Origin of the sequence: Actinoplanes sp. GCM10030250 (genome assembly GCF_042666575.1) — a bacterium.
Taxonomy (GTDB): Bacteria; Actinomycetota; Actinomycetes; order Mycobacteriales; family Micromonosporaceae; genus Actinoplanes.
Genome location: NZ_JBHTDO010000049.1, coordinates 1 through 25,883 on the forward strand (window position 1 = coordinate 1; position 25,883 = coordinate 25,883).

The window sequence follows — 25,883 nt, forward strand, 5'->3', positions numbered from 1 at the left end:
GCGGGCCATCCACCCCACCCAACCAAATCCCCAACCGCTGCCTAACAACTGAGCCAAACCAAAAAGCAACAGGCTCCAGGACGTTGGTAGAAGCGCACGGAACGTCAATGTGTGCGCTGGTCAGCCCTACGACAAGCGCTGCAACGGGGGTGGACGCGCACGGACGCCTCAACGTGTGCGGCGGCCCGGGGAATGAGGAAGCCCGCCGTCCGGAGGGGACGGCGGGCTTGAGTGGTGGGTCGGTCAGCTGGTTTCGCCGGCGAGGCTGAAGCTGCCGAGGCGGTTGATGGCGGCGACCGTGCACACGATCACGAAGACAGCGCTCATCACGGCCGCGGTGGTGATGCCGACCTGGGCGGTCAGGATGGTCGTCGGGGAGAGCTTGTCGGCGATGGTGATGACGTACTGCTCGATGGAGAGCACCCGGGTCCCGCTGAGGAAGCGGCCGAGGAGCCCCTCCCACACCAGGATGTACACGAGCCCGAGCAGAACCGGGCGCCGGGTGACGAGGCTGAGCAGGACGAACAGGGCGGAGTAGGCGAACGACCCGGCCACCGCCGCGACCGCGAGGGCGCCGCCGAGCGAGGCGGAGCCGGCCATCAGGCCCACGAAGAAGAGCGGGACCGAGGTGGTGACAGCGGTGGTGACCGCGGCCACGCCGTACTTCGCGATGATGATGTCGCGGCGGGGCAGCGGCTTGGTCAGGATGTGGACCAGCGTGCCGTCGTCCACTTCGGAGCCGAGGACGCCGGTGCCGACGATCAGGGCGATCACCGGCAGGACGACAGCGAAGCCGAGGCCGACGATGACGGCCTGGCCCCACTGGTCCGGTGACAGGTCGTAGGCCCGGCAGATGGCGGCCAGGCCGACGAGAAGCAGGGGCAGCGGCAGGAGCAGCAGCGCCCGGCGCCGGCCGAAGAGGCCGCGCGCCGTGATCATTGCGACGGTCGACATCAGGCCTCCAGCAGGTAGGAGAAGACGCTCTCCAGGGACTCGTCGGACGGGACCAGCTTGTGCAGCCGGATTCCCTGGTCCAGGGCGATGCGCGGCAGCGCGCGGGTGAAGCTGCCGTAGTCGGACGCCCGGACCGTGAGGCCGCCGGACTCGATCTCGATGCCGGCCACCGACTTCTCGCCGATCAGGGCGACGGCGAGCCGGCGGTCGTCGGAGCTGCGCAGCGCGAAGACGTGCGGCCGGTTCGTCATCAGCCGCCGGATCTTGCGGTAGTCGCCGGAGGCCGCGAGCCGCCCCGCCACGATCACCTGGACCAGGCCGGCGACCTGCTCGACCTCTTCCAGGATGTGCGAGCTGAACAGGATGGTGTGCCCGTTGTCGCCGAGCCGGTGCAGCAGCTCCATCATGTGCATCCGCTGGCGCGGGTCCATGCCGTTGAACGGCTCGTCGAGCAGCAGCACCCGCGGCTCGTGCACGAGCGCTGCGGCGACCCGGGTGCGCTGCCGCATGCCCTTGGAGAAGGTGCCGATCCGGCGGTCGGCGGCGTCGGTCATCTCGACCAGTTCCAGCGCGCGGCGGGCGGCACCGGCCGGGTCGGGCAGCTTCTGCATCTTGGCGCAGGCGAGCACGAACTGTTCGGCGGTGAGGAAGGCGTGCACCGCCTCCCGCTCGGTGACCAGGCCGAGATCGCGGTAGACGGCCGGGTTGCGCCAGGTCGGCTTGCCGTCGACGGTCACCGTGCCCCGCGACGGGGCCAGGAAACCGGCCATCATGTGCAGGATCGTGGTCTTGCCGGCGCCGTTGGGCCCGAGCAGGCCGGTGACGCCGGTGCCGAGCGACATGGTGATGTCGTTGACCGCGACGACGTTGCCGTACCAGCGGGTCACGTTGGCGAGGTCGACGACGCTGGTGGCGGCGCCGGTCTCGGCCGCGAGGGTTTGGGTCGTCACAGCGAGGCCACCTTCCGGTAGCGGGCGAGCAGCAGCAGGAGGCAGACGGCGATCAGGCAGACCGCCTCGATGGCGTAGATCGGGCCGAACTGTCCGACGTTGAACTCCATCTCCGGGTTGCTGTCGGACAGCCAGGCGCCGACACCGGCGATCACTGTCATCGGGCTGACCAGGCCGGCCAGATGGTTGGCGGTGGTCGACGGGAGCACGCTGAGCACGCCGACAACGGGGGTGGTGAGCAGGAACACCGCGACGATGCCGCCGGCCGCGAAGGCCTGCTTGCCGGTCAGCGAGGCGATCAGCAGGCCGATGCCGCTGAACAGCAGCGCCCAGAGCAGGCTGTAGCCCCAGCCGGGCACCAGGTCGAGGAACTCGTTCCACACCCCGCGGGCGCCGGTCTTGGTGGTGAACGCCGCACCCAGGAACATGATCAGCTGCGGTACGCCGAGCAGCAGCCACACCGCGGTGACCATGGCGGCGAACTTCGCCAGCACGTAGTCGGCGGCCCGCAGCGGCCGGCTGAAGTAGAGCGGAAGCGTGCCGGACCGGAAGTCGCGGGACATCAGCTGGGGCGCGAGGATCGCGACGAAGAAGATGATCAGCCAGCTCATCTGGTCGTCGAACTGCACGTAGGTGAAGATCACCTCGCCCAGCTGGGAGCGGACCGCCGCCAGGATCACGGCGACCAGCAGAAGGATGCCGACCACCATCCAGGGGAAGATCTTCGCCTTGGCCGAGCGGCCCAGCCCGAACGCGGAGCGCAGGCCGTGCACGTAGAGCGCGGTCAGCGCGGCCCGGCGACCCAGGCGCGGCCCGGTGTAACGCTGGTATCCGATGTCATGGATGACGCCTGCCTCAGACATCGGCGGTCTCCTTCGCGGTGAAGAGCTCGGCGACCCGGTGCCGGCGCTGGTCCAGGCGGTGCAGGGAGAGGTCGAGGTCGCTCACCGCGCGCAGGATGCGGTCGTACGACGCGTCCGACTCCATCGGCACGAGCAGCAGCCGTCCCTCGCGGGTGACCGTCAGGCCCATTCCGGTCAGTGCGGCGGCCAGTTCGTCCGTACCCTCGCTGACCTCGACAGCAAGCACGTCGGAGGCCGCCGTCATGCTCGAGATGCGGTCGGCGCGAAGCAGCCGGCCGCCCTCGATCGCGATGAGCGAGTCACAGATCCGCTCCACCTCGCCGAGCAGGTGGGAGCAGACCACGACGGAGATGCCGAACTCGTTGCCGATCCGGTGGATCAGGGTGAGCATGGCGTCCCGGCCGGCCGGGTCGAGGCCGTTCGTCGGCTCGTCGAGCAGCAGCAGGTCGGGGTCGTGCACGAGCGCCTGTGCCAGCTTGACCCGCTGCTTCATGCCGGTCGAGTAGCCGCCGATCTGGCGGTAGCGCTCCTCATAGAGGCCCACGTGTCGCAGCGCCTCGGAGGCGCGCTCCCGGGCGGCGGTGCGCGGCAGCCCGCTCATCCGGCCGAGGTGGGTGACGAACTCGGAGGCCGAGACGTCGGGGGGAAGGCAGTCGTTCTCCGGCATGTAGCCGACGCGTGCGCGGACCTGATCGGTCTGTTCGACCGGGTCGAGATCAAAGACGCGGACGCTGCCGCTGCTGGGCGGCAGAAGCCCGAGCATGATCTTGATGAAGGTGCTCTTACCGGCACCGTTGGCGCCGACGAGCCCGATGACGCCCTCGTCGACCGCGACGGTCAGGTCGGCGAGGGCAGTCACCCCGCCGCCGTACGTCTTGGTCAGCGCCTCCGTAGCGATGATGGTCACAGCGTCAGCGTAAAGAGCCCTGTCATCAAGCCGGATCGGGTTTTACCCCGAGATGCCCCTGAGGAGTCTCAGCTGACTCTCAGGTTTCCGGGACAGCCGCCGTCCGAGATTCTGGGCCGGAATCTCCACGTAGCGGAAGACCAGGTGGGCGCTCAGGAGCACCACCGCGAGGTATCCGGCCAGCGCCGGCGCCTGGAGCAGCACGGATCGCTCGGTGATGTCCGGCAGCACCTTCACGAAGACGACGAGCAGCGGTAGGTGCAGCAGGTACACCGAGTAGCTGATCCGGCCGAGCCACATCGCCACCGGCGGCATCGCGCGGTGCCGTAGCGCGAATCCGACAGCGAAGCCGGCCGCGGCGATCAGCAGCGTCGTGATCCAGACCCGCCGGCTCTGGCCGGGCGTCAGATACCACCAGCCGCCCGCCATCCAGCTGGCCGTCACGAAAACCAGCACTCCCCCGCCGAAGATCGTGGACATCTGGCCGTGATGCATCCGGTAGATCACCGTGCCGGCGAACATCACCGCCATCAGCAGCAGCGTCTGCCAGGTGTCGCGAGCCGTCGACTGGCCGCCGTTGAGCAGCGGGATGAGCAGCATCGACACGCCGACGACCGAGGCGGCCAGGATCAGGCGGCGGCGCCCGTCGACGGCGGCGGCGATCACGGCGATCAGGCAGAGCAGGACCGTGACGGCGACCAGGTAGCGCCGGTCGATGCCGCCGGTGAGCAGGTCGCGGGGCAGGTCCGGGCCGGCCACCAGGGCGATGCCGGCGGCCAGGCAGGCGATCCAGGCGCTGCGCCGGTGCAGGCCGAGACCGAACAGGCCGGCCACGATCAAATAGAAGATCATCTCGTACGAGAGAGTCCAGTACACCCCGACCACGTTGGGGATGCCGAGCAGCCCCTGGGTCATGCTGAGGTGCCCGAGGACGACGCCGAGGGGATCCCGGCTCAGCGGTTCCGGCACGGCCTGCACGCCGGTGGCGAACAGGGTCAGAACCAGCAGCACCGAGACGGCCCACGCCGGGTAGAGCCGGAGGATCCGGGACACCCAGAACTTGCGCAGGTCACCGTGCCGTTCCAGGGACATCGGGATCACATAGCCGCTGACCAGGAAGAACAGCACGACACCGGACTTGCCGACGTCGACGTGCCGGTGCAGATCCTGCAGGTCGGCGATCGCCCGTGGCCCGAGGTGCCACCAGACGACCGCCATGGCGGCCACTCCCCGCAGGGAGTCCAGCCACGCCATCCGTTGCATAGGTTCCCGTCCCGTTGGTCCGGAGCAGGAACCTATGCAGGCGGAAAGGACCTGTGGATGCGCACAGATGACGGTGTGCGGACGCGCGGTTTAACAGCGCGTTCAGCTCACGGCCACCTGGAACACCGGCAGTTTGCCGAGCCGGCGGTATTCGCGCAGCGCAGCCGGGGTGCTGTCGACCGAGGAGTCCTGCCCCTTGTGGTTGCCCGGCGTCTCGAAATGGACCATCGCCTTGATGCCCGGGAAGTCCTTGATCTGGTCGCCGACCTCGCGGTAGAAGTCCGCCATGTGGCTCGGGTTCCGCTTGGAGAACCAGACACCCCACTCGGCGATCATCAGCGGCTTCCCCGGGTGCTTGGCGCGGACCCAGTTGTAGAAGCCGGGCCAGCCGGGCTTGCTGGCCGAGCGCCGGTTGAGCAGTTCGTTGAAGTCGCCGTGGCCGTAACCGGGGTCGCTGTAGGAGTAGGTGTCGAAGCCGATCCAGTCGACCACGTCGTCACCCGGGTACATGTCGCTGAACCAGCTCTTCGTGGTGTGCGGGACGTACGCCATGTGCACCAGCACGGTGACCACGTTGGTGGCGCCCTTGGCCCGGAGGCGCTTGACGACGTGCCGGAACATCGCGGCGTAGTCACGGGCGGTGAAGCCGGAGCCGGCACTCTCGCGTACCTGATCCTCGGCCTCGTGGTGCACGGCGAAGAAGAAGCGCTCGCGGTAGTTCTTCTTGAGGTGCACGGCGAGCCGGTCGAGGAACTCGTCGGTCCGCTTGTCCCCCTTGGCGATCTTGGCCCAGGTGGTGCTCTCCGGCTTCCAGTTGAGCAGCAGGATCCGCTTCCGGCCCGGCTCACGGGCGATCGCGATCTCCTGCGGCGTCGGGAAAACCTGCCGCGTGCCGCTGTGGTACGCGTGGAAGATCGCCTGGTGTCGCCCGGTTTTGCGCTCGAACTCGGCGAGCGCCCGGACGCTCTTCTCCTCGGTGTGCGCACCGGGTGCCACGCCCCAGAGGACACCGCAGGTCGGCACCAGCTTCGAACCGGTCCGGCACTTGCGGCTCGGCTTCGCCCGGTCATGCCGCGGCAGTTCGTACCTGGCCGGTACACCGCCGAGCAGCGGTCCCGCCATGCCCCGCAGGACCGGCGCACGGTAGGTACGCAGCACGGGATCGGGCAGCCCGGAGTACCGGGGTGCCGACGCGATGCCGCTCGGCGCGAGAACACGCAGCGCCGGGCTGGACAGTGTCGGGTCGGGCAACGTGGGGCCGGGCAGCGCGGGCCCGGATGGGGAGGGGTCGGCCAGCGAGGGGTCCGGCAGCGCGCCGTGCCGCTGCGGTGAGACCCCCGGTACCGCGTGGCCCGGCAGCGGCGGGCTCATCAGCGGGATCTGTACGCCGGTGCCTGCGACGGTCGGATCGCCTGCCGTGCCGTAGGGCAGGCCGATCTGGTCGACGCCGCCGGTCCATGCCCAGGCGAGCGTGGCGGACACCGACATGACGAATGCCGTGGTCAGGGCGCCGAAATGGAGGAGTCGGGAACGGGTCTGTCTCACAGTTGCCCAGTATCAAAGGATCATCCGTACTTGTCTAGTTAAACACGATTTAAACCCATTTAGACCTTCCGTGTCTTTCGCGTTGGTCGCCAAAAGATCCGCACCAGACCGAGAGCCCGTCTCGACCGCCGCGATCGAGGCTGCGAAACTGTCCCCCAAATCGTGTAGGGGGATTCGAAGTGAATGGTTCGGTACTGCCGGAGGACGTTCTGCGGGACGCGCCTTCCTTCACGCCGCGTCCCTACGAACTGGCGGACCTCGAACTGCTGCTCTCCGGGGCGTACGCACCGCTGACCGGCTTCCTCGGTCGTGCCGACCTGGCGTCGCTCGCCAGGCGCGGCCGGCTCGCCGACGGCACACCGTGGCCGGTGCCGGTCACCTGCGAGGTCCCGGCCGAGCTGGCGTCGGTGCTGGACCTGGCCGACCCGCGGCGCCGCACCGTGGTGCTGACCGACCCGGAGGGCGCGCCGGTCGCTGCCATCGAGGTCACCGACGCCTGGCCGACCGGCGAGCAGAGGTACGCGATCGCCGGCCCCGTGCGCCGGATGGGTGACGGCGGGCACGGCCCGTTCCAGCGGTTACGGCGTACCCCGGCCGAGGTGACGGCCCTGCTCCCACCCGGGCGCGTCCTGGGCGTGATCGCCGACCGGCCGCTGCACCGGCCGCAACTGGCGCAGATCGCCCACGCCGCGCGTACGCTCGCCGCCCACCTGCTGATCCTCATCCCGGTCAGCGGCCCCGGCCCGGACGGCCTGCCCCCCGAGTCGCTGGTCCGCTCGATCTTCGCCGCCCGTGACCGGATGCCACCGGCCACCGTCGTCGCCGTCCCGCTGATGACCCGCCGCGACGAGATGCGCGACGCCCTGCTGCGCGCCCGCGTGGCCCAGGCGTACGGCGTCACCCACGTCCTGTCCACCGGCGACACGCTCTCCGGCGCCGGCCTGCGTGTCCTGGTGCCGCGCGAGCTCGCCTACGACAACCGGGACGGCCAGTGGCGCTGGCGCGACGACATCCCGCCGCGCAACCGCCGCCTGGCGATGACCCCGGCCGAGATCGACGACCTGCTCGATCGCGGCTTCCCGCTGCCGGAGTGGCACACCCCGCCGGCCGTGGCCAAGGAGCTCGCCCGGGTCCGGCCGCCGCGCCGCCACCGCGGCCTGGTGGTCTTCTTCACCGGCCTGTCCGGCTCCGGCAAGTCGACGATCGCCCGCAACCTGGCCGACGCCATGCGGGAGAACGGCGAGCGCACCATCACGCTGCTCGACGGCGACGTGGTGCGCCGTGAGCTGACGGCGGGCCTGGGCTTCAGCAAGGCCGACCGGGACCGCAACGTCCGCCGCATCGCCTGGGTCGCCGCCGAGGTCGGCCGGCACCGGGGCATGGCCGTCGCCTGCCCGATCGCGCCGTACGAGGCGGCCCGTGCGGCAGCACGGCGGATGGCGGTGGAGGCCGGCGCCGGGTTCGTCCTGGTGCACGTCAACACACCGCTCGAGGTCTGCGAGGCCCGCGACCGCAAGGGCCTGTACGCACGCGCCCGTGCGGGTCAGCTGCGCGGCATGACCGGCATCGACGACCCGTACGAGGAGCCGCCGAACGCCGAGCTGACCATCGACACCACCACGATCACCGTCCCGGACGCTGTCGAAATGGTCCTCGGTTACCTGGTGGAGAGCGGCTGGGTGGAGCCCAAACTCACTTAGACCATCACTCTCGGCGGGAGTTGGCGTTACCCCCTCTGGGGCGAAACGCCCGAAAGCTGGCGCACCCCACGGGGCGAATCGCCCAAGCTGGCAACACTCTCACTCCTCCCGGAAGGGCCGCCGAGATCTGATGGAAGCGTCTCGTCCCACGTCCGCCGACGTCTCGCAATACCTCGGCGCGTTCCGCCGACACTGGTGGATCGCCCTGGTGGCGACGGGGGCGGGCCTGAGCGCGGGCACGGTCCTGTCGCAGACGATGCCGAAGGTGTACGAATCGTCCACCTCGGTGCTGGTGCAGTCTGTCGATCAGGACACCAACGCGCAGGGTGGACGGACCAAGGGCTCGGTGAACCTCGACACCGAGGCCCAGCTCGTGGGCTCCGGCGCGGTCGCCGTGAAGGCCGCCGCCCTGATGCGTTCCGCCCAGTCGCCGCTCGAACTGGCCCGCTCCGTGTCGGTGCAGGTACCGGCCAACACCACCGTTCTGGTGATCACCTATCGGGCCGGCAGCCCGGCCGAGGCGCAGTCCGGGTCGCACTCGTTCGCCGAGGCGTACCTGCGCAACCGGGAGGAGACCGCCCGGGCGCAGCTGGACCGCCAGATCCGGTCGCTCAACCTCAAGGTGAAGCAGCTGACCGGTGCGCTGACCGGGATCAACACGAAGCTGGCCGCCGCCGCTCCGGGCAGCTCGACCGCGAGCAACCTGCAGAGCCTGCGGAACAACTCGCAGAACCAGCTCAACTCGCTGACCGGCCGGCTCAACGAGCTGACCACCACCATGGTCGGTGGCGGCAGCATCATCAGCGACGCCCGCGTGCCGGAGCGCCCGACCAGCCCGAACACCCTGCTCAACGTGGGTACCGGTGGCATGATCGGGCTGCTGCTCGGTCTCGCCCTGGCCTATCTGCGGGAGCGGTTCGACCGTCGGCTGGTCACCGCGACGGACGTCCGGGACCGCGGGCGCGTACCGGTGCTCGCCGCGCTGGACGAGCGCAGCACCCCGCACTTCGAGGACGTGGTGCAGCCGTACGGGCCGGGCGGGCGGGTCTTCAACCGGCTCCGCAACGAGGTGCTGGCCAGCCTGGAGAACGGCGACCAGATCATCGTGGTGACCGGTGCCAGCCGTGGTTCGGCGAGCACGCTCGTCGCCGCGAATCTGGCGGTGGCCTTGGCCCGTACCGGAAGTGATGTCGTTCTGATCGGTGCCCACCTGCCGGACAGCGTGGTGGACGTCGCGCCGCTGGCCCGGATGCTCGGTGTCTCGGCCGTGCCCGGTCTCTCCGACCTGCTGGCCGGCCGGGTCGGCCTCGGCCGTGCGCTGCAGCGCACGCCGCGCATCCCGTCGCTGCGGGTGATCACCACGGGTGGTGCCGCGACGGCGGCCGGGCTGATGCAGTCGCAGCGGCTCAGGGACACCCTGGAGGCGCTGCGCCGGCAGAGCCAGTACGTCGTGATCGAAGCGCCCTCCACCAGCAGCAGCGCCGACGCGCAGAGCCTGGCCAGCCTCGCCGACGCCGCCATCCTCGCCGTCGAGCTGCGCCGCGCCCGCCGCCCGGCCCTGCTCGACGCCACCGAACAGCTCCAGCGGGTCGGCACCCGGCTGCTCGGCGCGGTCGTGCTGCCGCGGCTGGCCCCGATGCGGCCCGGTGCGGCCATGACGACACCGGCCGTGACCCTGCCGCCGCCGATGACCGATGTCGGCGAGGGCCCGACCCAGCAGATCACGTTCGCCGAACGCGAGCCCGCGGCCGTCCGCCAGCGGCCGCCGGGCCCGGACAGCAACGACGCCACCGCGGTCATCGACCTCTCCAACGCCGGCACCGCGGACGGCGACGAGAAGTGACGACGGTCGCGGCGCCCCTGCCCGCCGGACCGGCCCACCGCACCGTCAAGAACCGCACGCTTCCGGCCTGGCCGGTGGCGGGGGTCCTGCTGCTCTATCCGGTGTGGTGGGCGCTCGGCCTGGGCGTTCTGATCTTCCCGCTGATGGCCGTGCCGATGCTGTTCCTGCTGGTGCGGCGCCGGGCGGCCGGGCGGCCCCTGCGGCTGCCACCCGGCTTCGCCTGGTGGGCGATCTTCCTGCTTGCGGTGCTGGTGAGCATCGCCGCGCTGGGCGCGGACCCGGCGGGCACGGTGGTGGAGCGGGCGAGCGGACGGCTACCGGCCGTCGTCTACAAGCTTTCGATGTACGTGTCGCTGACGGTTCTGCTGCTCTACGCGGGCAACCTGACCGAGGCGGAACTGTCGCGTCGCCGGCTGGTGCGCCTGCTCGGCGGGATGTTCGTGATCACCGTGCTGGGCGGGCTGCTCGGCATGGTGGCCGGCAACTTCGAGTTCACCTCGCCGGTGGAGTGGTTGCTGCCCTCCGGGGTGCGCAACAGGGGGTTCGTGCGGTCGCTGGTTCACCCGTACGCCGCACAGATCATGGACCTGGTCGGCGGTGAGAAACCGCGTCCCGCCGCGCCGTGGGGTTACACCAACACCTGGGGCAACAACTTCTGCCTGCTGGCCGGATGGCTCGTCGTGGCCGCCTGGGTCAGCCGCAGCGCCGGCAAGCGGACGCTGGCCGTACTGTGCCTGGTCGTCTCGATCGTCCCCGCTGTCGCGTCGCTCAACCGCGGCCTCTGGATCGGCCTCGGCGTGCTCATCCTCTACGTCGCGCTCCGTTACGTCCTGGCCGGCCGGATCTGGGTCATCGGCGTGGTGCTCGCCGCCACCGCGGCCCTGTCCGTCGCCATCGTCGCCACCCCCCTCGGCGGCACCGTGCAGGCCCGGCTCGACAACGGCAAGTCCAACGGCGTCCGCTCGTTCCTGATCGAGAAGGCGCTGGACGGCTTCGCCGAGTCGCCGGTGATCGGTTACGGCGGCACCCGCAACACCCTCGGTGGCCGTAACTCGATCACCGTGGGTGAGAGCGCCAGCTGCGAGCGCTGCGGCAACTTCACCGTCGGCGGCAACGGCCAGCTGTGGCAGTTGCTCTACGCGCACGGCGCGGCGGGCACTGCCGGATATCTCGGTTTCTTCGCGTACGGGCTGTGGCGTTTCCGCCGCGACCGGAGCCCGATCGGGGTGGCCGGAAGCGCCGCGCTGGTCAGCTCGTTCTCGGCGATGCTCTGGTACAACTCGCTGGTCACCCCTCTGGCCTTCATGGTTCTCGCTTACGCGCTGCTCTGGCGCAACTGGATCGAGGGGAACGACCACAGATGAGCCCAGTCAAGACCGCCCCCGCGGAGCTCACCGCCGACGACGCGGCCCTGCGGACCCAGTACCTCAACGAGGTGCTCGGCCTGCTCTACCCGCCACCGTGCGACACCACCGGAGCAGCGGGACCCGTCATCGCCGACTACCTGGTGGTGCCGAACGCCCGCCGCCCCCGCCTGCTGGTCCCGTCGATCTCACCGGCCGTCGCCGCCGCCGCTGTCCGCCGGTACGCCGAACCGCAGTCCCGGCTCGCCAAACTCAAGCGGGACGCCGTCGTGGCGGCCGTGCACACCCGTACCTCCGGTCTGCTCTTCCGCGACCGGATCCGGGTGACCGGACCCGCCTCGGCGGGCATCGACGGCTACCTGAGCGATGCCCTGCGCCGGGATCTCGCGGTGAGCATCCACATCGGGCCGGCACGGGCCAACCGCAAGCCGGTGCTCCAGCTGCTCAGCACCGACGGCGACACCTTCGGCTTCGGGAAGATCGGCACCGGGCCGCTCACGCAGAGCCTGGTCAAGGCGGAGACGGCGGCCCTGACCACGCTCGGCGGCAGCCACCTGACCAAGCTGACAGTGCCCCGGGTGCTGCACGCCGGGCGGTGGCGCGACATGCAGGTGCTGGTCCAGTCGGCGCTGCCGGTGTGGCTGCCCCGGGCGCCGCTGACCTCGCGCCGGCTCACCGCGGCCATGCTCGACATCGCCGGGTGCTGCGGTTACACGACCGGGCCGCTCACCGGCAGCGCGTACTGGCAGGAACTGCGGGTACGGCTCGAGGCGGTGGCGGACCGGCCGGAGGGTGCCGCGCTGGCGGCCGCTGTCGACGTGCTCGCCGCGCACAGCGGGGAGACCACCCTGCGGTACGGGTCGTGGCACGGCGACTGGGCTCCCTGGAACATGGCGAACCTCGCCGACGCGCTGCTCGTCTGGGACTGGGAGCGGTTCGCCACCGGCGTGCCGATGGGCTTCGACGCGATCCACCACGAACTTCAGCGGCGCATCCAGTCCACCGGCGACGCCCGCGACGCGGTGGAGGCCACTGTGCAGCGCGCCGACGAGCTGCTCGCTCCGTTCGGGGTGGCACCGGTGGCACGGGAGATCACCGCGCTGCTCTACCTGGTCGACCTGGCCGTCCGTTACCTGACCGACCGGCAGGCGGAGGCCGGCGCCCGGCTCGGCGTGCTCGGCACGTGGCTGCTGCCGGTGCTCATCCGCCGCGTAGAGGAGCTCTAGACACCATGGACGTACGCAACCTGCCCGCACCGGTCAAACGGGTGGTGCACCTGGGCACCCGCTCCTACGGGCGGCTCACGGCGGAGAACCGGATGCTGCCGTCGTTCCTGATCTGCGGCGGGCAGCGCTGTGGCACCACCTCGCTGTACCGGGCGCTCGCCGCGCACCCGGTGGTGCTCAAGGCGGTGCTGCACAAGGGCGTGCACTACTTCGACACGTCCTATCACCGGGGTCTCGAGTGGTACCGGGCGCATTTCCCGATGCTGCGGAGCGCCGAGAAGATCGCGGAGCGGTACGGCGTACCCGCGCAGACCTTCGAATCCAGTCCGTACTACATGTACCACCCTCAGGCGGCGGCTCGGATCGCGCGGGATCTGCCGTACGCAAAGCTTGTCGTCCTTGTCCGTGACCCGGTCGAACGCGCCTATTCCCAGCATCACCACGAGGTAGCTCGCGCCTTCGAGTCGGAGCGTGACTTCGGCGCCGCGCTGGCGCTCGAACCCGCCCGCCTGCACCGCCAGGAGGAACGCCTGGCCACCGACCCGGACTTCTACAGTTTCGCCCACCAGCACCACGCCTACCGCGCCCGCGGCGAGTACGCCCGCTACCTGAGCGTGATGGCGCAGCACGTCGGTCGCGAACGCATCCACGTGGTGGAGAGCGAGCGCTTCTTCACCGATCCGGGAGCCGTCTACGACGAGGTCTGCACCTTCCTGGGGCTGCCCGCCGACCTGGAGCGGCCGCCCTTCGAGCGGCACAACGCCCGGCCCCGGGAGAGCGACATGGACCCCGGGCTGCGCCGTGAGCTGCGCACCTACTACCAGTCGCACGACGAGGCGCTGGGCGGCTGGCTGGGGCACACGCCGATCTGGCGCCGCGGATGACGGCGACCACGGCACCGGCGGATCCGGGGCGGGCCACCCGGGGAGCCGCACGCGGCGGGCTGGCGAACATGGCCGGATCGGCGCTGGCAGGCGGCACCGGGGTCGTGGTGACCTGGGTCGTCGCGCGCACCCTCGGCGCCGAGGAGGCCGGCGCCTTCTTCGCCGCCACCGCCGCGTTCGTGCTGGCCGGCGGCCTGGCCAAGCTCGGCACCAACACCTCGCTGGTGTACTGGCCGGCCCGGCTGCGGGCGACCGGCCGCAGCCACCTGCTCGGCGCCTGCCTGCGCACCGGCATCCCCCCGGTGGCCGGGCTCTCGCTGCTGCTCGCCTTCGCGATGTGGGCGGGCGCACCCGCCATCGCCCGGCTCACCGCCGGCGAGACACCGAGCGTGATCGCCGACCACTCCGCCGGGCTGCGAGTGCTGGCCGTCTTCCTCCCGCTCCAGGCACTCACCGATGTGCTGCTGACGGTCACCCGCGGCTACCGGAGCATGCGGCCGACCGTGCTGCTGGACCGCGTGCTGCGCAGCGGCCTTCAGCTGCTCGCGGTCAGCGCGGCGGGCGTCGCCGGACTCTGGCTGACCGCGTCGCTGCCGGTTTTCGCGCTGGCGTGGGCGGCGCCCTATCTGCCGGTCGCGCTTCTTGCGGGGTACGCGGCGCGGCGTGCCTATGTTTCCGGACGTCCTACCTTCTTGAGGACCGAGCGGGCTGAACGGCGGCAGCTCCGCCGCGAGTTCTGGGTGTTCACCGGCCCCCGCGCGGTCGCGGCCGTCGCCCAGCTCGCGCTGCAACGGGTAGACGTGCTGCTGGTGGCCGCGCTCGGCGGGCTCGCACCCGCGGCGGTCTACGCGGTGGCCGGCCGGTTCGTGGTGCTGATCCAGTTCGCCAACCAGGGGCTGTCCCAGTCGGTGCAGCCCCGGCTCGCCGAAGCGCTGAGCACCGGCGACCGGGACGCCGCGAACCACCTCTACCAGACCGCCACCGGCTGGCTCGTCCTCGTCACCTGGCCGATCAACCTGCTGGTGATCGCCTGCGCGCCGTACTACCTGCGGCTGTTCGGCGCCGAGTACGTCGCCGGCGTCCCGGTGGTCCACGTGCTGGCCGGCGCGATGCTGGTGGCGACCGGGTGCGGGATGGTCGACATGGTCCTCGCGATGGCCGGGCGAACCTCGGCGAACCTCGGCAACGTCCTGATCGCGCTGGCCGTGATGATCGGCGTGGACGCGCTGCTGGTACCCGGCTGGGGAGCGCTCGGCGCGGCCGCCGGGCTGGCCTGCGCGATGGTCGTCAACAACCTGCTGCCGCTGGCTCAGGTCTACCGCGGCACCGGACTGCACCCGTTCGGGCCGGGCACCCGCGCCGCCGCACTGCTCTCGATCTGCTGCTTCGGCCTGCTGCCGGCCGGCGTGACCGCGCTGGCGGGCACCGGCCCGCAAGGCCTCGTACCGGCGCTGACCACGGCCGTACCCGCGTACGTCGCGGGTGCCTGGCTGCTGCGCCGGCAACTGGCGCTCAGCGCCTTCACCACTGCTAGGGAGGAAAGTTGACCAGCGACTACACCCAGGTGTTCCAGGACACCGAGGCGGTCGAGAAGTACGAGACCGTGACCTACGCCCCGGACAGCTACGCGTCGCAGATCAACGAACGTCAGCGGGACTATCTGCGCGCCCTCGTGCGCCGCGAGTTCCCCGAGCATCCGCCGGTGCAGCACGACTTCGCCTGCGGCACCGGGCGGGCGATCCGGGCACTACAGGGCCTGGTACGCGAGGCGCACGGCTACGACACGTCCGCCGAGATGATGGCCAAGGCGGACGAGGTGGGCTCCCGGGCGTACTGGCACCAGATCCCGATGGACGGCCCGGTGCCGACCCCGGTGGCGGCCGGCTTCCCGGCGCTCGTCACGGTCTTCCGGCTGCTGCTCAACGTCAACGAGGGCGTCCGCGACCGGGCCATGGCGTTCGCCGCCAAGGCGCTACCGCACCGCGGTTCCGGCCTGCTCGTCGTGGAGAACCACGGCAACGCCGGCTCGGTCCGCCACCTGCGCGCCCGGCGGCACAGCGGCGAACGCTGGTTCGCCGAGCTCTCCCACGACGACGTGGAGCGGCTCCTCGCCCGGCACGGCTTCGAAATCGTCGAACGGCGCGGCTTCTCGATGCTCACACCGTCGCTGCACGACAACCGGGCGGCCCGCCTCGCCGACGCGGCGGCACGCCGGCTGCCCGGCACCGACGCGTACGCGGTGAACGTCCTCTACACCGCCCGGCGGGTCCATGCGTAAGGGTGTCGCGGTCGTCGCCGCAGCGCTCCTGCTGGTGGCCGGCTGCACCAGGGAGAAGAAGGACGCGCCCGAGCCCGAACCGTCACCCGACCTGACCGGCAAGCCACGGGCGGTGGCGGTCAACGAGGGCCCGTTCTCGGCGGGGCCGTACCAACCACCGGCCCGCGGCGCCTACTTCGGCGCGTGGATCAAGCCGGACGAGCTCACCCACATCGGCCGGATCACGGCGGTCGGCGGGCTGGAGGAGTCGCTCGGGCGCAAACTCGACTTCATCAACACCTACCGCCGCTTCGACCAGATGATGGGCACACCCTCCGACCAGGAATTCCTCGACCAGGGCGCCAACCTGATGATCAGCTGGGCCACCGGGGACAACCGGTCGATCCTCGCCGGGGAGCACGACAAGCTCATCCGCTCTCAGGCACGCGCGATCCGGAAGATCAAGAAGCCGGTGATGCTGCGGATGCGCTGGGAGATGGACCGGCCCAATCTGCGGGCGACCATGTGGTCCGGTGCTGACTACATCGCGGCCTGGAAGTACGTTCGCGAGATCTTCCGTAAGGAGCGGGCGGACAACGTTTCCTGGGTGTGGTGTCCCACCGCGGAAGGGTTCATCCGCGGTGAGGCGCCGGACTTCTACCCTGGTGATGATCAGGTGGACTGGACGTGTGTCGACGTTTACGCGGGCTTCGAATTCCAGCCGATCGGGAAGCTGATGGGGCCGTTCCTGGACTGGGCTGCGCAGCGGCCCAAGCCGATCGTGATCGGGGAGTTCGGGGTGGCGAAGGCTTGGGGGTCGGCCAGCAGGGTGGCCTGGTTGAAGGACGCGGAGCGGACGTTCAAGGCCAATCGGCAGATCAAGGCGGTCGCGTATTTCGAGTCCGATCCGGAGGGGAACGGGCCTAATCAGCAGTTCCAGTTGATGGGGGATACGGCGGCGTTCCGCGCGCTGAACAAGCTGGTCCGCGACCCCTACTTCAACCCGTAGGCGGCCTGAGGCAGCGCGCCGCCCCGCCGTCGCGCTGCCTCCCCGCGCCGCTCTCTCCCCGCGCCGCTCTCTCCCCGCGCCGCCGCCTTCCCGCGCCGCCGCCTTCCCGCGGCGCTGCCTTCCCGCGGCGCTGCCTTCCCGCGGCGCTGCCTTCCCGCGGCGCTCTAGTGCCGATCTTGTGGACATCCACACCTACGGTTCACCGGAACTCCACAAGGTCGCGGGTCAGCCTCACCTGTCAGGCGTGCGGGAGTGGCATCCCGAGGACCCCGCTGTAGAACTCGCGGGCGACCCCCGCACCGCCGACCGCGATCAACAACCGCACATGGTGCAGGTCAAAGACGTGAAACCCCAGGCGACGACATTGACAGTACGCCCGTACCGCTATCCAGGCCCGGAAAAGTGTCGTACACGTGTTCCATAGTGAGTGGGTCACTACGAACACGACTCCGGGGGTGTCACCGATGTCCTTCCGCGACGAGATATTCGACCGCCAGAGCGAGCTGATCGACGAGTTCGGCTGGGCCGTCGTCCACGTCGTCCCCACCGAGGAGGACCCGGAGGACGCGGTCCCGTTCGCCTACACGGTCGGCCTGACCGGCTTCGGTTTCGCCGAGCTCACCATCACCGGCCTGCCACCCGAGCTCAGCCACACCATCCTCAACGAGCTGGCCACCCGGCTCCGCGACGACGGCCTGCGCCTGCGCCACGGCCAGCCGCTCACCGACCTCCTCGTCGACCAGGAGGTGGTGATCGTCGCCGGCGCCCCGACCGACGACGTCTTCCCCGGCGCCGCCCTCCTGCGATATGGCGACGAGCGAGTCCACCTCAACCAGGTCGTCTGGCCGGATCCGTGGGACAAGTTCCCCTGGCACCACGACTACGAGTCGATCCTCTACCCCCAACCCGTCATCGGCCGCCCTCAGCCCGCCACCGCCTCCCGATGCCACTCCTTCCGCGGCATCCCCCGCCCCAACGGCCGCCGCGGCGCTCGAGCCCGAAAGCGAAGCCGATGAGCCCGGGAACGCCGCCCCTCTCCGGGGCAGCGGCGCGACGCCCGGGCTCAGCACGACCGCGCGACGCCCAGGCCCAAGGGCGACCACGTGACGCCCGGGCTCAGGGGCGACCGCATGACGCCCGGGCTCAGGGGCGGCGACGGGGCGCACGGGCCAGGAGGCGCAATGCGTAGGGCGCATCGTGGCGGAGGTATCGCCCAGCCAGCCGCCGGGGCTCGGTGCCGAGTCGATGGGCCCACTCCAGGCCGGTCCGCTGCATCCAGCGCGGCGCCCGATGCACGTCCCCCGCCACGAAGTTCACCGCCGCGCCGCAGCCGACGAACCACGCCCTCGGGAGGTGACTTCGAAGTCGCTCGATGACGAACTCCTGTTTGGGAAACCCGAGCCCGACGAAGACCAGGTCCGGTTCGGCCTGGACAACCTGGGCGCAGAACCGGGCGTACCCGGTCTCCTCCTTCTCGAAGCCGAACGCCGGGCTCAACGTGCCGGCGATACGCAGCCCCGGACAGGCAGCAGCCAGCCGGGCCGCAGCCCGAGCGGCCCCGTCAGCGCTGCCGCCAAATGCGGATACGCCGCCGAACCCGGAGGTGCCGCCGAACCCGGAGGTGCCGCCAGACCCAGGAGCGCCGCCAGCCCCCGGGGCGCCGCCGGGGGCGCCGCTTGAACCCGGGGCGCCGCTTGAACCCGGGGCGCCGCTCGAGCCCGGGGCGCCACTCGAGCCCGGGGCGCCACTCGAGCCCGGGGCGCCACTCGAGCCCGGGGCGCCGCTCGAGCCCGGGCCGCCGCTGGAGACGGGAGTGCCGCCGATCACGAAGATTGAGCGGCTGTCGCGGCCCAGGCCCGCCGAGAGGGACCAGATCAGGCTGCTGCCGGCTACCCGCTCGGGAAGTGGGGCGCCGCCGAGCCGGCTGGCCCACACCAGCGGCATGCCGTCGGCGACGATGAGGTCGGCGTCGTCGAGGTGGCGGCGGACTCGTGGGTCGGCGGAGGCGCGGCGCAGGATGTCGACGTTCGGGGTGATGATGCGACCGCCCCGGCCGTGGGCGAGGGCGTCCCGCACAACGGCCACGACCTCGTCCTCGGTGATCCGGTCAATACCGGTTCCGTCCAGGTGGACACGGTCGAAAGCCTCGATAGTCACCTAACGCCTCCTTTTGCTTGCTTCACTCGTTACCAGAGCGAAACGAGCGAAGGTGAGCGAAAGTGGCACAGGTGCTTTTTCTGGGCGGATTAGGACGAAGCGGAACCACGCTCGTCGAACGTCTGCTCGGCGAACTGCCCGGGATGTGCGCGCTGGGCGAGGTCGTTCACCTGTGGCAGCGCGACATCCGCGACGACGAGCGGTGCGGCTGCGGCTCTCGGTTCTCCGGCTGCACGTTCTGGCGCCGGGTCGGTGAGCGCGCCTTCAACGGCTGGACCAACGTCGACGTCGACCGGGTCCACGCCCTGCGCGACGCGGTCGAGCGGACCCGGCACATCCCCCGGCTCGCCTCGGCCACGACCGCGTCCGACGAGGTACGCGAATACGCCACCTACTACTCGCGGATCTACGCAGCCGCCGCCGAGATCTCCGGCAGCCCCGTCGTGATCGACTCTTCCAAGCATTCGTCTCTGGCCCACGTCCTGCGCTGGGCCGACGACGTGGACCTGCGCGTAGTGCACGTGGTTCGTGACGCCCGCGGGGTCGCGTACTCGTGGACGAAGACCGTGTCCCGCCCGGAGTCCGACGGCACGGACGAGATGACCCGCTACTCGCCGGGCCGTTCGGCACTGCTCTGGAACACCCACAACGCGGCGTTCGGCCTGCTCGCCCGCCGCGGCGTACCGGTGCGCCGGATCCGCTACGAGGAGTTCCTCGCCGACCCGCGAGCCGGTCTGATCCGCCTCGCCGACTTCGCCGGTGTCACCCTGCACCAGGAGGACCTGAACTTCCTCAGGCCCAACCACGCCGACCTGCGCGTCGGGCACAGCGCGGCGGGCAACCCGATGCGTTTCACCGTCGGCCGGCTGCCGCTGCGCCGCGACGACGCCTGGAAGCGGGCGCTGCCGAGCGCACAGCGCCGCCTGGTCGGCGCGGTGTGCGGGCCGATGCTGCGGGCGTACGGCTATCCGATCAACGTGGAGGCACGATGAACTGGCCGTCCGTCGGGGTTGTCATCCCCACCCGGAACCGTCCCGAGCTGGTCCGCCGCTCGATCGCCGCGGTCCGTGAGCAGCGCTATCCGGGTGAGATCAAGGTCGTCGTGGTGTACGACCAGACCGAGCCCGACTACCTGCTCGCCTCCACCGAGGACGTCCAGGTCCTGGTCCTGACGAACTGGCGCTCCCCCGGGCTCGCCGGCGCCCGCAACACCGGCCTGCTGGCGCTGGACACCGAGCTCGTGGCGTTCTGCGACGACGACGACCGCTGGCTGCCCGACAAGCTTCGCCGGCAGGTCGCCGCGCTGCTCGCCGAGCCGGAGGCCGAGTTCGCCACCTGCGCGATCGAGGTGGAGTACGAGGGCCGGGCGACTCCACGGCTCGCCGGGCGGAGCCGGGTGACCGTACAGGATCTGGCTCGTTCTCGAATGTCGATGTTGCATTCCTCCTCGTTCCTGATCCGCCGGGAGGCGCTGACCGAGGACGGCATCGGGCTTGTCGCCGAGGACGCGCCGGGAAGCCAGAACGAGGACTGGGACCTGCTGCTGCGTGCCGCCCGGCGGGCTCCGATCGTGCACCTGGACGAGGCTCTGGTGCAGGTGCTGTGGGGCCGGAGCTCGCACTACGCGTACGAGTACGCCACCAAGATCTCGTCGCTGCGGTGGATGATGCAGCGGCACCCCGAAATCAGCGGCTGTCCGCCGGGCGCCGCGCGGGTCTACGGTCAGCTGGCCTGCTGGTCGGCGGCGACCGGGAACCGCAGCCAGGCCTGGCAGTACAGCAAGGAAGCGGTCCGGGCGAACTGGAAGGAACCACGCACCGCGATCGCCCTGGCCGCGATCACCGGGGCGGTGAAGGTGGAGAACGTGCTGTCCGCTCTGCACAAGCGCGGCCGGGGTATCTGAACCACCCCTTCCGCACCGAGCCGATCACGCTGTAGTGTTCGAGTGTGTTCGAAATAGTTCGGTTGCGGAACCCGGGGATGTGGGGATGCTAGCTCAGCAGCGTCAGGCCGCAATCCTCGATCGAGTCCGGGCCACCGGCGGTGTCCGGGTCAGCGAGCTCGCCTCGGAGTATGGCGTCTCCGACATGACCATTCGCCGTGACCTGGAGGCCCTGGCCGACCGGGGTCTGCTCGCGAAAGTACACGGCGGTGCCACCACGGTGAGCCCCGGTTCGGCGCACGAGCCCGGATTCGCCGCGAAATCCGACAGGCAGCGCGACGAGAAGACGGCGATCGCGATCCGGGCCGCCACGCTGGTCTCCCCCGGCGACGCGATCGCGCTCTCGGCCGGCACCACCACCGCCGAGCTCGCGCAGCGCCTGGTCGACGTGCCCTCGCTGACCGTCGTGACGAACTCGATCCCGGTGGCCGACGTCTTCTACCGTGCCGGCCGGCCGGATCAGACAGTGGTGCTCACCGGCGGGACCCGGACGCCGTCGGACGCCCTGGTCGGCCCGGTCGCGGTGGCCGCGATCGGCACCCTGCACCTGGACGTGCTGTTCCTCGGGGTGCACGGGATGAGCGAGCGCGCCGGTTACACCACGCCCAACCTGATGGAGGCCGACGTCAACCGGGCCCTGGTGGAGGCCGCCGAGCGCCTGGTCGTGCTCGCCGACCACACCAAGTGGGGCACCGTCGGCATCTCCTCGATCGTCCCCCTCGGCCGCGCGGACGTCCTGATCACCGACGGCGGTCTCGACGAGGACGCCCGGACCGTCCTCACGGAATCCGTCTCCGAACTCGTGGTGGTGAACCCCCAGTGACACCGACCCGCTCGGCCATCCACCTCTCGGACGGCCGCGAGCTGATCTATTTCGACGAATCCCCGGACACCGGCCGCTCGGCGTACCCGGACACCCGGCAACTCCCGCCGCCTCCCCCCGCGTCGCAGCTGCGTCACGACCCGCTCGTCGACGAGTGGATCGCGATCGCCGCGCACCGGCAGACGCGTACCTTCCTGCCGCCAACCGACGCCTGCCCCCTCTGTCCCACCAACGATCGCTTCGCCAGCGAGATCCCCGCGCCCGGCTACGACGTCGTGGTCTTCGAGAACCAGTTCCCGTCGTTCAGCGACCGGATCGTGCCGGACGAGGTCACTGAGATGACCGGCATGGTTCCGGTCCGGCCCGGCCTCGGTCGCTGCGAGGTGGTCTGTTTCACCAGCGACCACAACGCCGCCTTCGGCTCCCTGCCGCCGTCGCGGGTGCGGACCGTGATCGAAGCGCTTGCGGACCGCACCGCCGAGCTCTCCGGCCTGCCGGGAGTGGCGCAGGTCTTCCCCTTCGAGAACCGGGGCGTCGAGATCGGCGTGACCCTGCACCACCCGCACGGCCAGATCTACGCCTATCCCACGGTGCCGCCGCGGACGGCTGCCATGCTGCGCGCCGCTGCGCGGCACTCCGAGAAGACCGGTGGGCGCAATCTCTACGCGGACGTGCTGGCCGCAGAGCAAGAGGCAAAGGTACGGGTGATCGCGTCCAACGATCACTGGACCGCTTACGTCCCGGCGGCCGCCCGCTGGCCCTTCGAGGTACACGTGGCCCCGCATCGCCAGGTCCTCGACCTGCCCGCCCTCTCGGACGCCGAGCGGGACGCGTTCGGCCCGCTCTACCTCGACGTGCTGCGCCGCTTCGACGGCCTGTTCGGCAAGCCGATGCCCTACATCTCGGCATGGCACCAGGCGGTCGTCGGCGAGGGCCGCGACCTGGGCTACCTGCACCTACAGCTCTTCAGCATCCGCCGCGCCGCCGACAAGCTGAAGTACCTGGCCGGCTCCGAGTCCGCCATGGGCGCCTTCGTCAACGACGTGGTCCCGGAGAACGCAGCACAGATGCTCCGCGACGCCGCCTGAAAGGCCCGGGACCACAGCACCGGATACGAACGAGCCGCGCCACCCCTCGGGTGACGCGGCTCGTCAGGTTTGCCGGCAAACTCAGCCCACCTTGCGGGCCAGGTTCTCGTCCAGGGCGTTCATGAACTCGTCGGTGGACAGCCACGGAGCGTCGCGGCCGATCAACAGCGCGAGGTCCTTGGTCATCTGGCCGCCCTCGACGGTCTCGATGCAGACCCGCTCCAGCGCCTGGGCGAACTCGGTCACCTCGGGGGTGCCGTCCAGCTTGCCGCGGTGCTTGAGGCCGCCGGTCCAGGCGAAGATCGAGGCGATCGGGTTGGTCGAGGTCTTCTCGCCCTTCTGCCACTGCCGGTAGTGCCGGGTGACAGTGCCGTGGGCGGCCTCGGCCTCGACGGTCTGGCCGTCCGGGGTCATCAGCACCGAGGTCATCAGGCCGAGCGAGCCGAAGCCCTGCGCCACGGTGTCGGACTGCACGTCACCGTCGTAGTTCTTGCAGGCCCAGACGTAGCCGCCCTCCCACTTGAGCGCGGCGGCGACCATGTCGTCGATCAACCGGTGCTCGTAGGTGAGGCCGGCGGCCTTGAACTGGTCGGCGAACTCGGTCTCGAAGATCTCGGCGAACAGGTCCTTGAACCGGCCGTCGTAGGCCTTGAGGATCGTGTTCTTGGTCGAGAGGTAGACCGGGTAGTTGCGGGCCAGGCCGTACCGGAACGAGGCGCGCGCGAAGTCGCGGATCGACTCGTCGTAGTTGTACATCGCCATGCCGACACCACCGGCCGGGAAGTCGGCGACGTGGAACTCCAGCGGCTCCGAGCCGTCCTCCGGCGTGAAGGTGACGGTGAACTTGCCCGCCTTCGGCGCGACGAAGTCGGTCGCCTTGTACTGGTCGCCGTGGGCGTGACGGCCGATGATGATCGGCTTGGTCCAGCTCGGTACGAGCCGGGGCACGTTCGACATGATGATCGGCTCACGGAAGACGACGCCGCCGAGGATGTTGCGGATCGTGCCGTTCGGCGACCGCCACATCTTCTTCAGGCCGAACTCCTCGACCCGCGCCTCGTCCGGGGTGATCGTCGCGCACTTGACGCCGACGCCGTGCCGCTTGATGGCGTTGGCCGAGTCGATCGTCACCTGGTCGTCGGTCTCGTCCCGGTACTGGATCGACAGGTCGTAGTACTCGAGGTTCACATCGAGGTACGGCAGGATCAGCTGCTCACGGATCTGCTTCCAGATGATCCGGGTCATCTCGTCGCCGTCGATCTCCACGACCGGGTTCTTGACCTTGATTTTCGCCATCGGCCGGCGCTCCTCTCCCGAAACACTCGCTTAGCAGTACGAGCGTACTGCCCGCCCCTCGAAGATCGCCGGGCGGCCCCGATGGGGCGGTCACCCCTACCCTTTCAGGCACGGAAGATCCGGCGGGCCGATAAGCGCCATCAGGCGTATCTCACCTGGCATCCTCATCCTACGATCGAGCGATGATCTCCGATGCGCGGCGTTCCCCGGTCCGGCAGCGGGAGAGGATCCGCAACGTCTACGGGTACGCGCTGGTGCTGGTGATGATCGCGTTGTTCTTCGTCGCCGACGCTGTCAACGGGGCCTACGTCGATCTGGCCCGCGGGATCACCGGCGGGCAGCCGCAGGGCATGGCAATCGCGGGCTGGCTCTTCTTCTTCGCACCGTTCGGCGCCCTCTGGGGCCTCGTGTTCCGCGACCAGAAACTCGAGACACCGCTGGGATACGTCCTCGGCACGGCCGTCGTGCTGCTGGTCCCGCTGGTCCTGAACTTCATGCCCACCAGCGAGAACACGTCGCTTGCCGAGATCGTCAGCGGCCCCGGCGGCACGGACCTCATCCTCGGGCTGCGCAACGGTGCGCTCGCTGGAATCGTGCCGCTCGTCGTCGCACCGATCGCCGCCTTCAGCGACCGGGCGCAGACCGCCGCGGGCGGCGAGGAGGCACTGCGGCGGGCGCTCACCGTCTGCTTCACCGCCTTTGTGATCGTCACGCTGACAGTCGCGGTCGTCCTGGCAGGGTGACGGCAGAGCGCTTTCACCGTACGAGAAAAGGGTGAAGGCCGGGACGCGCTGCCCCGGCCTTCTCCCGATCAGATCTCGCTCGCGCCGATCAGAGGTGGGCGACGTCCGCCTGCTTGGCGCGGACCGCCTCGGCGGCCTCCTTCAGACCGGCGACCTCACTGTCGGTGAGCTTGTCCTCGACGACCTTCTTGATGCCCTGCGCGCCGAGCTCGGCCTCGACGCCCAGGTAGACGCCAGAAATGCCGTATTCGCCCTCGACCCAGGCGCAGACCGGCATGACCACGCCGGAGTCCTCGGCGACGGCCTTCGCCATGCGAGCCGCGGCGGCCGACGGGGCGTAGTAGGCAGAACCGGTCTTCAGCAGCGCGACAACCTCGGCGCCACCGTTGCGGGTCCGGACCACCAGCTCCTCGATCTTGTCGGCCGGAAGCAGCTCGGAGAGCGGCTTGCCGTCCACGGTGCAGCGCGACGGAACCGGCACCATGGTGTCACCGTGCGAGCCGAGGGTCAGCGCCTTGACGCTGGCCACCGGAACGTTCAGCTCCTCGGCGATGAAGTTGGTGAACCGGGCGGTGTCGAGGACACCGGCCTGGCCGAAGACGCGATTCTTCGGGAACTGGGTGGCCAGCTGAGCCAGCGCGGTCATCTCGTCGACCGGGTTCGACACCACGATGACGACGGCGTTCGGGGCGTACTTCGCGATGCTCTCGGCGACCTGGCGCACGATCTTCGCGTTGACCTCGAGCAGGTCCATGCGGCTCATGCCCGGCTTACGCGGCAGGCCGGCGGTCACGACGACCACGTCGGAGCCCTCGATCGCCTCGTAACCCTCACCGTTCGGGCCGGTGCTGGCGCCGATGACCTTGGTCTCGTAACCCTCGATCGCACGGGACTGGTTGAGGTCGAGCGCGATACCGGCGGGCTTACCCTCGAGAATGTCGGTGAGGACCACCGTGTCGAAGATGTCGTACTCGGCGAGACGCTGCGCGGTCGTGGACCCGTAGAAACCGGCGCCTACGACGGTTACCTTCTTGCCCATAGCTCTGCTCTCCCAGTGTCCGGACCATTT

23 protein-coding genes are annotated in these 25,883 nt (G+C 70.2%); 14 read left to right on the plus strand and 9 right to left on the minus strand.

Annotated elements, in window-relative coordinates; all coding sequences use genetic code 11:
* Positions 1–243: 243 nt before the first annotated feature.
* From ACFQV6_RS39535 to ACFQV6_RS39560, 6 genes are all read right to left on the minus strand, one after another.
* Positions 244–954: an ABC transporter permease gene (locus ACFQV6_RS39535; RefSeq protein ID WP_378032847.1), complete on the minus strand. Its 711-nt coding sequence runs from the start codon at positions 952–954 to the stop codon at positions 244–246.
* Positions 954–1,904: an ABC transporter ATP-binding protein gene (locus ACFQV6_RS39540; RefSeq protein ID WP_378032848.1), complete on the minus strand. Its 951-nt coding sequence runs from the start codon at positions 1,902–1,904 to the stop codon at positions 954–956. The genes ACFQV6_RS39535 and ACFQV6_RS39540 overlap by 1 nt, the downstream gene beginning before the upstream one ends.
* Positions 1,901–2,767 (minus strand): ABC transporter permease, encoded by an 867-nt coding sequence (locus ACFQV6_RS39545; protein ID WP_378032849.1) that lies wholly within the window; start codon positions 2,765–2,767, stop codon positions 1,901–1,903. The genes ACFQV6_RS39540 and ACFQV6_RS39545 overlap by 4 nt, the downstream gene beginning before the upstream one ends.
* Entirely contained in the window at positions 2,760–3,674 is a 915-nt protein-coding gene (locus ACFQV6_RS39550; protein ID WP_378032850.1) for an ABC transporter ATP-binding protein, read from the minus strand. Before ACFQV6_RS39550 ends, ACFQV6_RS39545 begins: the two co-directional genes overlap by 8 nt.
* Before the next feature lie 42 nt (positions 3,675–3,716).
* Positions 3,717–4,928 (minus strand): acyltransferase family protein, encoded by a 1,212-nt coding sequence (locus ACFQV6_RS39555; protein ID WP_378032851.1) that lies wholly within the window; start codon positions 4,926–4,928, stop codon positions 3,717–3,719.
* A 111-nt stretch (positions 4,929–5,039) separates the two neighbouring features.
* Entirely contained in the window at positions 5,040–6,482 is a 1,443-nt protein-coding gene (locus ACFQV6_RS39560) for a glycosyl hydrolase (protein WP_378032852.1), read from the minus strand.
* Between the two features lie 179 nt (positions 6,483–6,661).
* Between ACFQV6_RS39560 and cysC the strand changes: the two genes are divergently transcribed.
* The 9 genes from cysC (at position 6,662) to ACFQV6_RS39605 (ending at position 17,781) form a co-directional block, all read left to right on the plus strand.
* Positions 6,662–8,182 carry an adenylyl-sulfate kinase gene (gene cysC, locus ACFQV6_RS39565; RefSeq protein WP_378032853.1) on the plus strand — a complete coding sequence of 507 codons (1,521 nt, stop codon included), beginning with the start codon at positions 6,662–6,664 and terminating at the stop codon, positions 8,180–8,182.
* Positions 8,183–8,312: 130 nt separating this feature from the next.
* Positions 8,313–10,025: a Wzz/FepE/Etk N-terminal domain-containing protein gene (locus tag ACFQV6_RS39570; RefSeq protein ID WP_378032854.1), complete on the plus strand. Its 1,713-nt coding sequence runs from the start codon at positions 8,313–8,315 to the stop codon at positions 10,023–10,025.
* Positions 10,022–11,389, plus strand: a complete 1,368-nt coding sequence (locus ACFQV6_RS39575; protein WP_378032855.1) for an O-antigen ligase family protein — start codon at positions 10,022–10,024, stop codon at positions 11,387–11,389. The genes ACFQV6_RS39570 and ACFQV6_RS39575 overlap by 4 nt, the downstream gene beginning before the upstream one ends.
* Positions 11,386–12,615: a hypothetical protein gene (locus tag ACFQV6_RS39580; protein ID WP_378032856.1), complete on the plus strand. Its 1,230-nt coding sequence runs from the start codon at positions 11,386–11,388 to the stop codon at positions 12,613–12,615. Before ACFQV6_RS39575 ends, ACFQV6_RS39580 begins: the two co-directional genes overlap by 4 nt.
* 5 nt (positions 12,616–12,620) lie before the next feature.
* Positions 12,621–13,499 (plus strand): sulfotransferase domain-containing protein, encoded by an 879-nt coding sequence (locus tag ACFQV6_RS39585; RefSeq protein WP_378032857.1) that lies wholly within the window; start codon positions 12,621–12,623, stop codon positions 13,497–13,499.
* Entirely contained in the window at positions 13,496–15,046 is a 1,551-nt protein-coding gene (locus ACFQV6_RS39590; RefSeq protein ID WP_378032858.1) for a lipopolysaccharide biosynthesis protein, read from the plus strand. Before ACFQV6_RS39585 ends, ACFQV6_RS39590 begins: the two co-directional genes overlap by 4 nt.
* Positions 15,043–15,777, plus strand: a complete 735-nt coding sequence (locus tag ACFQV6_RS39595; protein WP_378032859.1) for a methyltransferase domain-containing protein — start codon at positions 15,043–15,045, stop codon at positions 15,775–15,777. The genes ACFQV6_RS39590 and ACFQV6_RS39595 overlap by 4 nt, the downstream gene beginning before the upstream one ends.
* Positions 15,770–16,765: a glycosyl hydrolase gene (locus ACFQV6_RS39600; RefSeq protein WP_378032860.1), complete on the plus strand. Its 996-nt coding sequence runs from the start codon at positions 15,770–15,772 to the stop codon at positions 16,763–16,765. The genes ACFQV6_RS39595 and ACFQV6_RS39600 overlap by 8 nt, the downstream gene beginning before the upstream one ends.
* A 464-nt stretch (positions 16,766–17,229) precedes the next feature.
* Positions 17,230–17,781 (plus strand): DUF4262 domain-containing protein, encoded by a 552-nt coding sequence (locus ACFQV6_RS39605; RefSeq protein ID WP_378032861.1) that lies wholly within the window; start codon positions 17,230–17,232, stop codon positions 17,779–17,781.
* Between the two features lie 127 nt (positions 17,782–17,908).
* Here the strand turns inward: ACFQV6_RS39605 and ACFQV6_RS39610 are convergent, their stop codons facing one another.
* On the minus strand, positions 17,909–18,922 hold the full coding sequence (locus tag ACFQV6_RS39610) for a WecB/TagA/CpsF family glycosyltransferase (RefSeq protein WP_378032862.1): 1,014 nt from the start codon (positions 18,920–18,922) through the stop codon (positions 17,909–17,911).
* A 62-nt stretch (positions 18,923–18,984) separates the two neighbouring features.
* Between ACFQV6_RS39610 and ACFQV6_RS39615 the strand changes: the two genes are divergently transcribed.
* From ACFQV6_RS39615 to galT, 4 genes are all read left to right on the plus strand, one after another.
* Positions 18,985–19,914, plus strand: a complete 930-nt coding sequence (locus ACFQV6_RS39615) for a sulfotransferase (protein ID WP_378032863.1) — start codon at positions 18,985–18,987, stop codon at positions 19,912–19,914.
* On the plus strand, positions 19,911–20,825 hold the full coding sequence (locus tag ACFQV6_RS39620) for a glycosyltransferase family A protein (RefSeq protein WP_378032864.1): 915 nt from the start codon (positions 19,911–19,913) through the stop codon (positions 20,823–20,825). Before ACFQV6_RS39615 ends, ACFQV6_RS39620 begins: the two co-directional genes overlap by 4 nt.
* Before the next feature lie 85 nt (positions 20,826–20,910).
* Positions 20,911–21,687, plus strand: a complete 777-nt coding sequence (locus ACFQV6_RS39625) for a DeoR/GlpR family DNA-binding transcription regulator (protein ID WP_378032865.1) — start codon at positions 20,911–20,913, stop codon at positions 21,685–21,687.
* On the plus strand, positions 21,684–22,775 hold the full coding sequence (gene galT, locus ACFQV6_RS39630) for a galactose-1-phosphate uridylyltransferase (protein WP_378032866.1): 1,092 nt from the start codon (positions 21,684–21,686) through the stop codon (positions 22,773–22,775). Before ACFQV6_RS39625 ends, galT begins: the two co-directional genes overlap by 4 nt.
* A gap of 81 nt (positions 22,776–22,856) precedes the next feature.
* Here the strand turns inward: galT and ACFQV6_RS39635 are convergent, their stop codons facing one another.
* A complete protein-coding gene (locus ACFQV6_RS39635) occupies positions 22,857–24,071 on the minus strand; it encodes an NADP-dependent isocitrate dehydrogenase (protein WP_378032867.1) in 1,215 nt (404 codons plus the stop codon).
* Between the two features lie 182 nt (positions 24,072–24,253).
* On the opposite strand from ACFQV6_RS39635, the gene ACFQV6_RS39640 reads away from it, so the two are divergent.
* Positions 24,254–24,814, plus strand: a complete 561-nt coding sequence (locus ACFQV6_RS39640) for a hypothetical protein (RefSeq protein ID WP_378032868.1) — start codon at positions 24,254–24,256, stop codon at positions 24,812–24,814.
* An 88-nt stretch (positions 24,815–24,902) separates the two neighbouring features.
* On the opposite strand, the gene mdh is transcribed toward ACFQV6_RS39640, so the two are convergent.
* Positions 24,903–25,853: a malate dehydrogenase gene (gene mdh / locus ACFQV6_RS39645; RefSeq protein WP_378032869.1), complete on the minus strand. Its 951-nt coding sequence runs from the start codon at positions 25,851–25,853 to the stop codon at positions 24,903–24,905.
* Positions 25,854–25,883 lie beyond the last annotated feature (30 nt).

Excerpts from the sequence above, each read along its gene's own strand:
- ACFQV6_RS39535 (WP_378032847.1), bottom strand. The coding sequence starts at position 954 with ATGTCGACCGTCGCAATGATCACGGCGCGCGGCCTCTTCGGCCGGCGC.
- ACFQV6_RS39545 (WP_378032849.1), bottom strand. The coding sequence starts at position 2,767 with ATGTCTGAGGCAGGCGTCATCCATGACATCGGATACCAGCGTTACACC.
- ACFQV6_RS39555 (WP_378032851.1), bottom strand. The coding sequence starts at position 4,928 with ATGGCGTGGCTGGACTCCCTGCGGGGAGTGGCCGCCATGGCGGTCGTC.
- ACFQV6_RS39570 (WP_378032854.1), top strand. The coding sequence starts at position 8,313 with ATGGAAGCGTCTCGTCCCACGTCCGCCGACGTCTCGCAATACCTCGGC.
- ACFQV6_RS39580 (WP_378032856.1), top strand. The coding sequence starts at position 11,386 with ATGAGCCCAGTCAAGACCGCCCCCGCGGAGCTCACCGCCGACGACGCG.
- ACFQV6_RS39585 (WP_378032857.1), top strand. The coding sequence starts at position 12,621 with ATGGACGTACGCAACCTGCCCGCACCGGTCAAACGGGTGGTGCACCTG.
- ACFQV6_RS39590 (WP_378032858.1), top strand. The coding sequence starts at position 13,496 with ATGACGGCGACCACGGCACCGGCGGATCCGGGGCGGGCCACCCGGGGA.
- ACFQV6_RS39600 (WP_378032860.1), top strand. The coding sequence starts at position 15,770 with ATGCGTAAGGGTGTCGCGGTCGTCGCCGCAGCGCTCCTGCTGGTGGCC.
- ACFQV6_RS39605 (WP_378032861.1), top strand. The coding sequence starts at position 17,230 with ATGTCCTTCCGCGACGAGATATTCGACCGCCAGAGCGAGCTGATCGAC.
- ACFQV6_RS39620 (WP_378032864.1), top strand. The coding sequence starts at position 19,911 with ATGAACTGGCCGTCCGTCGGGGTTGTCATCCCCACCCGGAACCGTCCC.
- ACFQV6_RS39625 (WP_378032865.1), top strand. The coding sequence starts at position 20,911 with ATGCTAGCTCAGCAGCGTCAGGCCGCAATCCTCGATCGAGTCCGGGCC.
- ACFQV6_RS39635 (WP_378032867.1), bottom strand. The coding sequence starts at position 24,071 with ATGGCGAAAATCAAGGTCAAGAACCCGGTCGTGGAGATCGACGGCGAC.
- ACFQV6_RS39640 (WP_378032868.1), top strand. The coding sequence starts at position 24,254 with ATGATCTCCGATGCGCGGCGTTCCCCGGTCCGGCAGCGGGAGAGGATC.
- mdh (WP_378032869.1), bottom strand. The coding sequence starts at position 25,853 with ATGGGCAAGAAGGTAACCGTCGTAGGCGCCGGTTTCTACGGGTCCACG.